Annotated in this window: 12 protein-coding genes; 9 read left to right on the plus strand and 3 right to left on the minus strand. The window is 31.7% G+C overall.

Going from position 1 to position 12,757, the window contains the following annotated elements; all coding sequences use genetic code 11:
* Positions 1–15: 15 nt before the first annotated feature.
* From EDC18_RS00270 to EDC18_RS00290, 5 genes are all read left to right on the plus strand, one after another.
* A complete protein-coding gene (locus tag EDC18_RS00270; protein WP_132249095.1) occupies positions 16–933 on the plus strand; it encodes a GTP-binding protein in 918 nt (305 codons plus the stop codon).
* 10 nt (positions 934–943) lie between these two features.
* On the plus strand, positions 944–2,503 hold the full coding sequence (locus tag EDC18_RS00275; protein WP_165878406.1) for a permease: 1,560 nt from the start codon (positions 944–946) through the stop codon (positions 2,501–2,503).
* 13 nt (positions 2,504–2,516) lie between these two features.
* Positions 2,517–3,329, plus strand: a complete 813-nt coding sequence (locus tag EDC18_RS00280; RefSeq protein WP_132249097.1) for a TIGR03943 family putative permease subunit — start codon at positions 2,517–2,519, stop codon at positions 3,327–3,329.
* A gap of 262 nt (positions 3,330–3,591) precedes the next feature.
* Positions 3,592–4,254 carry a Fe-only nitrogenase accessory protein AnfO gene (gene anfO / locus EDC18_RS00285; RefSeq protein WP_132249098.1) on the plus strand — a complete coding sequence of 221 codons (663 nt, stop codon included), beginning with the start codon at positions 3,592–3,594 and terminating at the stop codon, positions 4,252–4,254.
* 19 nt (positions 4,255–4,273) lie between these two features.
* Complete coding sequence (locus EDC18_RS00290) at positions 4,274–5,233, plus strand: hypothetical protein (protein WP_132249099.1); 960 nt, start codon at positions 4,274–4,276, stop codon at positions 5,231–5,233.
* Positions 5,234–5,255: 22 nt separating this feature from the next.
* On the opposite strand, the gene EDC18_RS00295 is transcribed toward EDC18_RS00290, so the two are convergent.
* From EDC18_RS00295 to modA, 3 genes are read right to left on the minus strand one after another with little or no spacing between them, the layout of a single operon-like run.
* Positions 5,256–6,323, minus strand: coding sequence for a sulfate/molybdate ABC transporter ATP-binding protein (locus EDC18_RS00295; RefSeq protein ID WP_132249100.1), 1,068 nt, complete (start codon positions 6,321–6,323; stop codon positions 5,256–5,258).
* Positions 6,324–6,327: 4 nt separating this feature from the next.
* Positions 6,328–6,999, minus strand: a complete 672-nt coding sequence (gene modB, locus EDC18_RS00300) for a molybdate ABC transporter permease subunit (RefSeq protein ID WP_132249101.1) — start codon at positions 6,997–6,999, stop codon at positions 6,328–6,330.
* A 2-nt stretch (positions 7,000–7,001) separates the two neighbouring features.
* Complete coding sequence (gene modA, locus EDC18_RS00305; RefSeq protein ID WP_132249102.1) at positions 7,002–7,772, minus strand: molybdate ABC transporter substrate-binding protein; 771 nt, start codon at positions 7,770–7,772, stop codon at positions 7,002–7,004.
* A gap of 189 nt (positions 7,773–7,961) precedes the next feature.
* On the opposite strand from modA, the gene EDC18_RS00310 reads away from it, so the two are divergent.
* The 4 genes from EDC18_RS00310 (at position 7,962) to EDC18_RS00325 (ending at position 12,652) form a co-directional block, all read left to right on the plus strand.
* Positions 7,962–8,918 (plus strand): substrate-binding domain-containing protein, encoded by a 957-nt coding sequence (locus EDC18_RS00310; RefSeq protein WP_132249966.1) that lies wholly within the window; start codon positions 7,962–7,964, stop codon positions 8,916–8,918.
* A gap of 102 nt (positions 8,919–9,020) precedes the next feature.
* Positions 9,021–10,016 (plus strand): tryptophan--tRNA ligase, encoded by a 996-nt coding sequence (trpS, locus tag EDC18_RS00315; RefSeq protein ID WP_132249103.1) that lies wholly within the window; start codon positions 9,021–9,023, stop codon positions 10,014–10,016.
* Between the two features lie 139 nt (positions 10,017–10,155).
* A complete protein-coding gene (locus EDC18_RS00320) occupies positions 10,156–11,628 on the plus strand; it encodes an MBOAT family O-acyltransferase (protein WP_132249104.1) in 1,473 nt (490 codons plus the stop codon).
* Positions 11,594–12,652 (plus strand): hypothetical protein, encoded by a 1,059-nt coding sequence (locus tag EDC18_RS00325; protein WP_132249105.1) that lies wholly within the window; start codon positions 11,594–11,596, stop codon positions 12,650–12,652. Before EDC18_RS00320 ends, EDC18_RS00325 begins: the two co-directional genes overlap by 35 nt.
* Positions 12,653–12,757 lie beyond the last annotated feature (105 nt).

Genomic DNA, 12,757 nt, shown 5'->3' on the forward strand with positions numbered 1-12,757 from the left:
TGTAAGGGTGATTTTTTGAAGGTTGATATTATTTCTGGTTTTTTGGGAGCGGGAAAGACCACTTTGTTGATTAAGTTGTTGTCAGAGATTTTTTCTGGTGAGAGAGTTGTTGTTATTGAAAATGAGTTTGGGGAAGTTGGCATTGATGGGGCTATTTTAAAAGAATATACAATGAATGTAAAAGAGTTGTATTCTGGGTGTATTTGTTGTAGTGTTGTTGGTGATTTTGTTGAAGCCTTACATGGAATAATAGTAGATTATAAGCCTGAGAGAATTTTAATTGAACCTTCTGGTGTTGCTAAGCTTTCGGATATAAAAAAGGCTTGTGGGAAGTCTAAGTTTTCTATGGACATGGATCTGAATATGATATTTACAGTGGTTGATGCTACTAAGTATGAGGTGCATAATAGGAATTTTGGTGAGTTTTTTAGAGATCAAATTAAGCATGCCAATACACTTTTATTAACGCGTGTGGAGAAATTATCTGAGGAAGAATTAAATGATTTAGTTGAAGAATTAAAAAAGAAAAATACATCGGCAAATATTATTAGTCAACCATTGGATCAATTAAAGAGTGAAGATATTGTTCATATTGGGGAAAACTATGAACTGCCAAAAGGGAAAATAAGAGCAGTGCTGAACTCAAAAAGTACAAGTGCCAATGATGCTTTTGAGAAATGGGAAAGAAGAACAAGTAAGTGTTTTAATAAGAACGAAATAAATCAAATTTTAGTTAAAATAGATGAAGGTTTTGGTGGGAATATTCTTAGAGCCAAAGGGTGTTTTAAAACCTATTCTGATGAATGGATTCAGTTTAATTATGTTTCTAAAGAATTTAAAATTCAAAATATGACACCTCAAAAAGAAGGACAAATTTATATCGTTGGTAATAATTTGAAAAATGATGTTTTGGAAGATCTTTTCGGTTGTTAGGGGGAGGACTTTGAAGGTTAAAGTAGATATTATAACAGGCTTTTTAGGTGCAGGTAAAACGAGCTTTTGCAATGAATATCTTCAAACAAAAGAATTTAATCAAAGGAATGTATTATATATTCAGCTTGAACAAGGAGAAATAAACCTAGAAACTAAGGAAGGCATCCTATTCAAAAGTATTCCTAATGAAGATGGGTTGTCATCTTCTTTGTTATTACAGTGGATATATGAGTATCAACCTGACTATATTATTATCGAAGCAAATGGAATGAGATACTTAGATGAAATATTCAAGGTGTTTAAGGGTCCGGAAGTGAAAAAAAGAACCTTTATACGTCATATCTACAATTGTATAAATGGCAAACAATGGGAAATCTATATGCGTAATTTTAAGGACTTGTTCTTTGATCAGTTTAATAACAGTGATATCATAGTATTAAATCAAAGGGACTACACAGATAAAGAAGAAATAAATATAGTAAAAGCAGAGTTAGCCAATTTGAAATCAGGCTGTAAAATATGGGAAATAACAGATGCTGACAATTTTAATTCTAGTGGGGACGATTTAGAGAATGATAACATAGATAGACACCTAGAAGGTATATTGCCTTTTGTTTTAAGTATTTCAATGATATACATATTATTTACCCTTATAAACCCATACATAAATTTATCTTTATATGGTACGATTTTTGTAGGCTTATTGTTAGAAGCCATTCCCTTTCTTTTAATTGGTTCTATGATTTCTGCATTGATCCAAGTTTTTGTATCTGAAGAATGGATCACCAAATGGTTTCCTAAAAATAAAACAGTAGGCTTTTTAGTGGCATTAGGTGCAGGCGTGTTTTTTCCTGTTTGTGATTGTGCCATTATCCCTATTATGAGGCGATTAATTAAAAAAGGCATACCTATTTCTATTGCCATTACCTTTATGTTAGCAGCACCTATTGTTGATCCAGTGGTTATTTTATCTACCTTTTATGCCTTTTGGTCAAATACGATGGTTGTCTATTATAGGATTATTCTGGGCCTAATTATTGCTTTATTAGTGGGACTCATTTTTTCTCTTGTACAAAAGAAAAAGGATATTTTAAAGGAAGATGTGAATTTGTTTTTGTGTCAATGTGGTTATTGTCAATTAGAAACAACTAGACCCTATCCTTTAAAAGATAAAATTAAAGCAGTTTTTCAACATGGTGGCTCTGAATTTTTAGGAATCGGTAGATTTTTTGTTATAGCCGCGATGGTATCCACTGCAATACAATTGTATCTCCCAGATAATTTAGTAGAGCAATTAAGCCAAAAAGAAGGTCTTTCTTTGATTATAATGATGTTAGCAGCTTTTATTATGTCTATATGTTCCACATCAGATGCTTTCTTAGCTCAAAGTTTAGGAAGTGTTTTTCCTATATCATCTATTATGGGATTTTTAGTATTTGGCGCATTATTAGATATAAAAAATCTTATGATACTTTTAAGTTTGTTTAAAAAAAGGTTTGTAATAAAATTAACAAGTATAATAACGTTGGTTTCATTAATTGTTCTTTCGATTTTTGTAGTATTATTGTAGATAGGAGGTTTCAATGAAATTAGATAAAAAGCAACCCTTAAATATTTATGTGGTATTACAAAGTACATTAATAGCACTTTTTCTTTGTGGATTTTTATACATTTTGTATCAAGGCTGGATACTTAAGTATTTGCATCCTAGAATGATCAAATATGTTTGGATCGCTATATTTACATTTATAGGTATTATAGTTGCTTATCTAAAAAACTTTTTATCCTTTAAAAAAGCTGGCCGAATGCCATATACCTACTTTGTATTCTTAATTCCAATAGGTTTTATGTTCTTTTTACCTCCTGTTACATTAGATTCTTCCTTTGTTCAAGGTTCTAGAATTAATCTTTATAAAAATGAAAAAGATAATGAAAATAATATTGAAGATAAACTTTCGGTAAAAGAAGATAAAAAACTATTATCAAATATCTTGCAAGAAACCCCTTTAAGGACTTATTTTTTAAATGAAGAAGATGGTTATATTATTATAGAACAAGAGAATTTTTACTCTAGTTTAATGGCATTGCACTTTTCTAAGAATCAATATATAGGAAAGTCAATCGTTATTGAAGGGTTTGTTTATAGTGATGCCTCTTTTTTAGAGAATGAATTTATTATTAGTCAATTTCTGATGTCTTGTTGTGTGGCAGATGTCCAGTTAATCGGACTAATTTGTCAGTATGAAGAGGAAACAGAGATTCAAGTAGATCAGTGGTTTAGGGTAGAAGGCATACTTGCTGAGGGTGAAGGTCTTAATAATGGAATGACTATGGTTGTTGTTGAAAAGATGACATCAATAGATGAACCAGAACACATCTACATTTATCCATATTAACGAAGCCTAATATCCAAATCTTTGCAAGGAAGTTTGCAGAGTAGGATGCAGGTTCGATGTATAAACTAATAGAAAATTGTGATTAAAGCATTGAATAATTATGTTTATAGTGATAAAATATATTTAGAAAGTTATATTTACGAGTTGCAAAGGCGCGATGTTTTTCATCGTGCCTTTTTTCATGTCGTTAAACAAAACAAAACTTATGACTTGAGCGTAGGGATAGGCATGGGTTTAAGCTAAGAAGAAAGGGGTAAGTATTATGAATTTGAAGATCGGAGTTGTACTAGACCAACAAGGGTATACAATACCATTTGATGAAGAAGGATTAATAAAAGTTTTTGAGAAAGACAATAATCGGTGGATTGTATCTAAGGAAATACCTATATCTATAAATAAAGAAAAAGGGATGAAGGGGATAAGAGAAGAAATAGCCAATATAGCTGATGCTATTCAAATGTGTAAAATCATAGTGGCTAAAAAGGCAATAGGCCTATTTTATACTGTATTGGAAGTCAAAGGATTCAATATTTACGAATTAGAAGGGAAACCAGAAGAATTTCTGGATTTTGTTTTAGAAAATGAAGCAACAGATTCATATTATGATATAGATACAGCAAATGAGATTAAAGAAGTAAAAAAAGAGAATGAAGCAATTGTGATTCACATGCCACAAAAAATTAATGAAAATGGAGATTATTATTTGAATTTAAAAGAAGAACAATGTGGAAATGGAGGATTTACATCCAAACAAGTATTATTGCCTTTTTTTAAAAAAGCAATGTTTTATCAATTAGAAATCATATGTAGCCATATACCACCTTGGTTTGATCGTGAATTTGAGTCCCTTGGATTAGAAAAAGAAGTGGAACAAATAAATGATAATGAATATAAAGTTATGGTTACTAGAAAAATCTGTGACTAAGATAAGAAGGAGAGTTTCTATGGAGACAATAACAACTAAGTATGGAAAATTAAATGGCATCGTTTCGTCCCAACTGTACGACAATGGCCAAGTTAAAGAATGTCGATTAAATCAATACAATACAATTACGACTCAATTCGGGACATTAATTCCACATTATACAGAAGATGAAGTTAGGCGAAAGTATATTAAGGCATTGTCTTTTTTTCAAGATGGTAATGTAAAAAGCATTTCATTAGAAGAACAAATCATAGTTAATACAAGTATTGGATTAATAAAGGCTGAATATATGTCCTTTTACGAAGAGGGGGCTTTGAAAAGAATTTTTCCTCTAAATGGAAAATTAACAGGATATTGGACGGAAGAAAATGAGTATGAATTGGCAGATGAAAACAATTTTAACTTTTCTTTTGGATCATTTAATACTAAAATTATAGGTATTTTATTTTATCCTTCAGGTGAGGTTAAAAGTCTTACATTTTGGCCTAGGGAATTGGTAATGGTAGAAACCTCAATAGGGACTATAGCAGTAAGAATTGGAATATCCCTATATGAAAATGGCGCGCTCAAATCTTGTGAGCCATCAATGCCTATTCGTGTTGTTACCCCCATAGGCAATATACTTGCATACGATATAAACGCAGTTGGCATTAATGGTGATGATAATTCATTGAAATTCAATGAAGATGGTAGCGTTAAATCTTTAGTCTGTTCAACGGATGAGATAGAAGCAATATCTAAAAAAGCAGGTGAAAAAATAATAGTGCGACCGAATCTAACACCTAATATGTTTGATTACGATGCGATGGATGTTATTCCATTTACAATTTATTTTTATGAGGATAAAATTACTATTCAAGATAATAAAAAAGAGTATGACTTCCAATTAGAGGAATGGGAATTTACAATAAAAAATAATGTTCAAAAACCCATCTCAAAATGTAGCGATTGCTCTAGTTGTACAATGGTATGCGGATAGAAAGGGGTAAGCTTAGTACGGCTTACCCCTTATTAGCGTCCATAAGAAATATTTCTTCCGGAGGAATGTAAATGGTTATTGAATCATTTGTGATTTTTAATGAGTCACTTTTGGGAATTTCAATTGTTAAGATGCATCCAGATGCATCGACAATTACTGTGGTAGAGAAAATACTGTCTGTTTTTTCTAATATATGACAAGAAAACATATTCTCTTTTAATACTGTATTTGAAGGGAATACTTTTATGGTATGAGCTCTTATACCAGCATAGACGCTGCTACTTTTAAGCGTGTGTTTTTTTGTAGATTTAAAAATAAGAGCATTTGATTTTAAGGTATAATACCCATTTTCTTCTTTTACTACCTGAGTTTTGAAGATGTTTTTACAACTTGTCATTTGAGCGACAGCTACACTTTTTGGAGAGAATATAATATCATCTTTGGTACCTATTTGAATAGTTTTACCTTTATCTACAACCATTATATGATTACAAAGTCTATAGGCTTCTTCCATATTATGGGTTACTAACAAGACGATGCCATCATAATTTTCTTTTATGATATTTAAGAGTTCTTTTTCAAGAAGATGCTTAATATGACTGTCTAAAGCAGAGAAAGGTTCATCAAGTAATAGTAAACTTGGTTCAGTAATTAATGTGCGAGCCAATGCGGTTCTTTGTTGTTGTCCCCCAGATAATTGGGATGGATAATGGTTTTCAAGGCCTGCTAACTGCATTTTCTGAATCATATGGACAACCTTTTTCTTTTGTGTATCTTTATCTAAATGTGAAATGCCATATGCAATATTCTTAAAGACCGTTAAATGAGGGAATAGGGCATAGTTTTGAAAAACATAGCCAATATTTCTTTTTCTAGCAGGGAGATTGATTTTAGATTCAGATGAATACAGTATTTGACCATTTAGGGTTATAATACCCTCATCAGGTGTAGAAAGGCCAGCCAGGGATTTTAGGGTTAAGCTTTTTCCACATCCTGATGAGCCTAGTATACCTAAAACACCTTTATGGGCTTTGAAAGAGGTATCCAGTGTGAAATTTCCTAAAGTTTTTTGTATAGATACTTCAAGCATATGATCAACCTCTTTTCATTTTCCGTTCTAACCAATTAATGGTAAATAAGACTATAATGGCAATGCAAGTCATAACAAAAACAAGTAAATTCGCCAATTCTTTGTTTCCTACTTGTAGGGCATCATAGATGGCTATTGGCATCGTCATTGTTTTGCCAGGAATGCTCCCTGAAACCATCAATGTGGTACCAAAATCCCCAAGTGCTCTAACAAAAGTCATTGTGACACCTGCCAAAATCCCACGCCAAGCAATGGGGATTACAATGGTGAAGAAAATATTTATTTCACTCCGCCCTAACAATCGTGCAGCATTTAGATAATCTTTATTGATTTCTATAAATGATGCTTTTGAAGACTTAATTAGAAAGGGGATAGAAACAATAGTAGCTGCTATGATGGCACCAGTTGGGGTGAAAACAATCATAGTATTAAAGTGTTTTTCTAAAAAAATTCCAATTGGAGATTGTCTCCCCAGTAGAATTAGAATATAGTATCCTAATACTGTAGGAGGCAATACAACAGGAAGATTAGTAAGTGTGTCAATAAAATCAATAATTTTTCCATTTCCTTTACTTAATAAATAGGCAATGGGAAGACCGATGATAATTCCAATTACAGTGGCTGTTGTTGCTACACGAAAAGACAAATACAGAGGAAACAAATTAAGTGTTCCCATACCTATTCCTCGGGCGAAATAAGGCCATACTTGCTCATTATTTCTTGGCCTTCCGTACTAATTACGAAGTTTATAAAAGAACGGGCAAGTTTTTCATTTTGAGCATTTGTTGTAACAGCCATGGATTTATATAAAGGCGTGTGGAGGTTATCATCTATTATATTAAAATTTAATTCTTCGTCCTTAAGTGATAAGGCAATAATACCTACTTCAGCATTTCCAGTAGTTACAAAGGTTAAAGCCTCTGAAATATTTTTGCCATATACTATTTTTGATTCTAAATGATCCCATAAACCAGAAGAAACTAAAGCTTCTTTAGCAGCTAAACCATAAGGCGCATGTTCTGGCGTGGCAATAGCAATTTTTACGATTTCCGGTTTTAGCAAATCATCTAAAGTGTTGATATGTATTAGATTTTTTTTATTAGATACAATGCCGATTCGACCTATAGCATATAGGTTAATTGAATCAGCGTATATAAAGCCTTTTTGATACAAATTTTCAATAGATACTTCATCAGCTGCAGCAATTATATCATAAGGTGCACCATTTCTGATTTGTTCTGATAACATGCCTGTTGAGCCAAAAACAAAAGAAACTTTCACATCATTGTGTTGCTCAAAAGCTGCTCCAAGTTCTGTAAATGCATTTGTAAGGCTACCAGCCGCAGCTACAGTGATTGCTGGAGAAGCATTCTTAGCATTGGATGTATTAATACTACAACCTGAAAAAATAAATAAACATAAGAGTAAAAATATAAAGTTTAATTTCATAAAAAACACCCCTTTTATTAAGAGTCGAAGAAATATGGATTCAATGGTGGAACCATAATTTTATGTAATGTTAAGTATATTATAGTACTGTTTCATCATGGTGTCAATGTGAAACGTGACTTAAAATTGCTAAACATTATGAAACGTGATATAATATTAGAAATAAAATTATGGAGGATGGTATTATTTATGGATAAAAATACTGCTCTAACAACACAAGAAGTTGCAGATATGCTTAAAATTGCAAAAAATACAGTTTATGAGTTAATAAAAAGAGGAGAGTTAAACTCTTATAGGGTTGGTAGAAAAGTACGAATAGAGTTAAAGGATGTTGAATCGTATATTTCAAATTCTAAGACTATAAAAGAACCTAATGAAACGGATGAAAATAATGAATTGCCAACAGGGAATACATCATCTAAAGTGATTCATAACCCTTATGGAGGGTTGGTGATCTGTGGACAAGATTTAATTCTAGATATTTTATCAAATTACATTAAGGAACATCCTAAAGGGGCACAAGCACTTAGAGCTTATATAGGGAGTTACAACAGTTTAACAGAACTTTACTATGGTAATGTCCAAGTGGCTACGGCTCACTTATGGGATGGAGATACAGGGGAATATAATATTCCATATGTAAGAAGATTGTTGCCTGGTATTCCTGCAGTAATAATACACCTCACTTATAGAATGCAAGGGTTTTATGTTGCAAAAGGGAATCCTAAAAATATTAATACTTGGAGTGATTTAAGTCGTCAAGATATAACCATTATTAATAGAGAAAAAGGGGCAGGATCTAGAGTTCTCCTTGATGAACACCTTAGATTATTAGGAATTAAGGGAAATACAATAAAAGGTTATACCCGTGAAAGTCATTCCCATCTTACAGCTGCAAGCACTGTTGGAAGAGGCGGGGCAGATGTAGCAGTAGGTTACGAAAAAATAGCAAGTCAAGTCAATAGTGTTGATTTTATTCCTTTGCAAAAAGAAAGATATGAACTTGTTATAAAAAAAGAAGATATGGAGACACCTGGAATTATAGCAATGTTAGAAATTCTCAATTCAGATAAATTTAAAATGGAATTCAAAGATATTGGTGGATATGAGATTAGTGAGATGGGTAATGTGGTGGCTGAAATATAATTTGGATTTTAAGAGTGGTACTTCTATTGAATAAAAACCCATATTATGCTAAACTTATCTACTAGAGAAGTTGTATAACAAAAGGAAAAAAGGAGAATAAAAATGGCTGATGAAAAAAAAGTTATTTTTAGTGGGATGCAAGCAACAGGTATTATTACCTTAGGAAATTATATAGGGGCATTGAAAAACTGGGTCTCTTTACATGAACAATACAATTGTTTGTTTTCAGTTGTTGATATGCATTCTATTACAGTAAGACATAATCCTGCAGAATTAAGAAAAAGGTCAAGAGATTTATTAACATTATATATTGCGGCAGGACTAGACCCAGAAAAAAACATTATATATTATCAATCTCATGTACCAGCCCATGCTGAATTGGCTTGGATTTTAAACTGCTATACTTATATGGGTGAATTAAATAGAATGACCCAATACAAAGAAAAATCACAGAAACATGAAGACAATATAAATGCAGGTCTTTTTACGTACCCAATTCTCATGGCTGCAGATATTTTATTGTATCAAACAGACGTAGTTCCAGTAGGAAACGATCAAAAACAACATCTAGAACTGGCAAGAGATATTGCAACACGTTTTAATAATATTTATGGAGATGTGTTTAAGATTCCAGAACCATACTTTGGAAAAGTTGGTGCAAGGGTAATGAGTCTTCAAGACCCAACTAAAAAAATGTCAAAATCAGATGAGAATACCAATGCTTTTATTTCTTTGTTAGATGAGCCTGATGTGATAATGAAAAAGGTTAAAAGAGCGGTAACAGACTCAGATAGAGAGATTAGATATTCTGAGGACAAGGCTGGTGTTAAAAACTTAATCGATATATACAGTGCTATGACAGGCATGGGAATAGAAAGTGCTGTTGCTAACTTTGAAGGAAAAGGTTATGGGGACCTAAAAAAAGAAGTTGGTGAAGCCATTGTAGAAGGGCTAAGACCTTTACAAACAAGATTTAAGGAATTAAGTGCAGACAAAGAATATATTAACCAAGTGATTAAAAACAATGGAGAAAAAGCCAGTTATTTAGCCAATAAAACATTAAGAAAAGTAAAGAAAAAAATTGGATATCCAGAGTAAAAAAGCATCCTATGACATTTATCTATAATGTTATAGGATTTTTTTGATGTATTTTATTAAGATGACACATACTATATATAACTTTTTTAAGACTACCTAAAAGATAGGTGGAATTTGTTTTTGTATAGTAGGTGGAATTATGTTATTTAACTCTTTTGGGTTTATTATGTTTTTTTTAATTGTAATGGCGTTGTATTTTACATTAGATTTTAAGTATCGATGGCTATTGTTATTAATAAGTAGTTATTATTTCTATATGTCTTGGAATCGTATATTTATTGTTTTGATTATTTTTTCCACCTTGGTAGATTACAGTGTCGCATTGAAAATGGGTGAAACAGAAAATAAAAGAGAAAGAAAAAACTATCTTATAGTTAGTCTTGTAGTAAATCTAGGATTGCTTTTTATCTTCAAGTATACCCTCTTTTTTAATGAGTCACTAAGTAGAGCTTTTTCGTTTTTTAATGTAACCTATCCCATTCCTACTGCATTTAACATTGTTCTTCCAATGGGAATATCTTTTTATACTTTTCAGACCCTGAGTTATACAATCGATGTTTATAGGGGAAGAATTAAACCAGAAAAACACTTAGGTATTTTTGCTCTTTATGTGTCTTTCTTTCCACAGCTAGTAGCAGGTCCTATTGAACGATCAGATAAATTATTACCACAATTTTTTGAAAAACACAAATTTGAATTTGACCGAGTTTTATCTGGTCTAAAACAAGTTTTATTAGGTTTTTTTAAAAAGGTGGTTATTGCAGATAGAGCAGCAGTGGTTGTTAATGAGATTTATAATAACCCTTATAATTATGAAGGGTTATACTTCCTCATTGCTACATTTTTATTTGCCTTTCAAATTTTTTGTGACTTCAGTGGGTATTCTGATATAGCCATTGGAACAGCAAGAATCTTAGGAATCAATTTAATGACTAATTTTAAAAGACCTTACTTTGCAAAGTCTATAAAAGATTTTTGGAGACGGTGGCATATTTCTCTATCAACTTGGTTTAAAGATTATTTATATATACCTCTAGGTGGCAGCAGAGTAGCTGTTCCTAAATTTTTGTTTAACGTATTTATAACTTTTTTAATTAGCGGATTATGGCATGGTGCCAATTGGAATTTTGTTATTTGGGGTGCAATACATGGTATCTATCAAATTATTGGATATCTTACAATACCAATAAGAAAAAGTATAATAAAAAGATTGAAAATTAATAAAAATAATTTTTGTTTTAAGGTAATGCAAAGTGGTTTTACATTTGTGTTGGTTGGCTTTTCATGGATTTTTTTTAGAGCCAATACCTTTACAGAAGCAAAATTTATTATAAATAACTTTTTTAATAATTGGGTTTTATGGTTTGATCTAAATTATCTTTATGAAATATTAACAAACCTTGGTGTTACCTTATGGTATATAATTGTTCTTGTTAGTGCAATATTATTATTAATTGTTATTGAATGGTTAAGTCGAATAGAGAGTTTGGATAAGCGGCTTCTAAAAAGTAATTTAGTGGTCCGATGGTCCTTTTATTATATGTTATTGATTATTGTTATAACGATGGGAGTTTTTTATGATGCCAGCGAATTTATATATTTCCAGTTTTAAATGGACGATAAAACTGATTCTATTTGTTATTGGCATTTGTTTTATTGTTTACTTAGTAGGAGAGTACTTTGAAAGCATTGCTTTAAAAAATAAAACGATGTCTTATACTATAGCAAGATTTCAGGAATTTTATGAATTAGAAGAGAACACATTGGATATGGTTTTTATAGGGTCTTCTCATTCTTATTGTTCCTTTGACCCTGAAATATTTGATGAGGCATTAGAAATTAACTCTTTTCAATTAGGTACGCCGTTGCAGCATCCTGATACAAGTTATTTTGTTCTAAGAGAAGTTTTAAATTATCAAAAGCCTAGTATTGTAGTTTTTGAGATTTACTGGGATATGCTAGATGAGCCTTTTAATTTACGACAGGTAGATATGTTTTTTGAAGCACTAGATAATGATGCATTAAAAGAGGCGTATATACACGAGGTTTTCCCCTTGAATGAAAAGGTGAAGTATTATATTAAAGCAATTCGATATCAGGGGGATTTTTTTGCTTATTATAATCAGAGGATTTCTGAGTGGTTAAATAGAAATGAGATAATAGAAGATATTGATTTAATAAAGGAACAAATAGGGACAGAGTTTTATAGGTCTAAAGGGTATGTGGTTGCTGATTATGTGATTACAAGGGCGAAGATGGAAGAAGAAAATCAGTTTAATGGGTTTGATGGGAGGCAGTGGATGCCTCATCCTAATCAGTTAGAGTATATTGATAAGTTTATTCAGTTATCTATTGAAAATGATATTGAGGTTATTTTGGTAACAGCACCAGTTGCTAATATTTCAATGGAGCGGATAGAGAATTATGATTATATACACAAAAAGATTAGTCGATTGACTGAGGGGTATGAATTGCCTTATATTGATTATAATATTGTGAATGTGGATGAAGGTATTTTTGTGAATGAACACTTTAGGGATGATGCCCATTTGAATCATCAGGGGGCGGAGGTTTTGAATGATCATTTTATTCGGTGGGGGGTTGAGAATGAGTTGTTTGATAGAGTTTTGAATTAATTTAAGTGTGTCCTTGGATTTACCATATATATGAGCTTCAGAAACCCACAACCATCCTTGGTTGTGAGGGTTTCGCTACGCCATCCTTGGCTACGCTATTACGCT

This window comes from Natranaerovirga pectinivora (genome assembly GCF_004342165.1).
Lineage (GTDB): Bacteria > Bacillota > Clostridia > Lachnospirales > DSM-24629 > Natranaerovirga > Natranaerovirga pectinivora.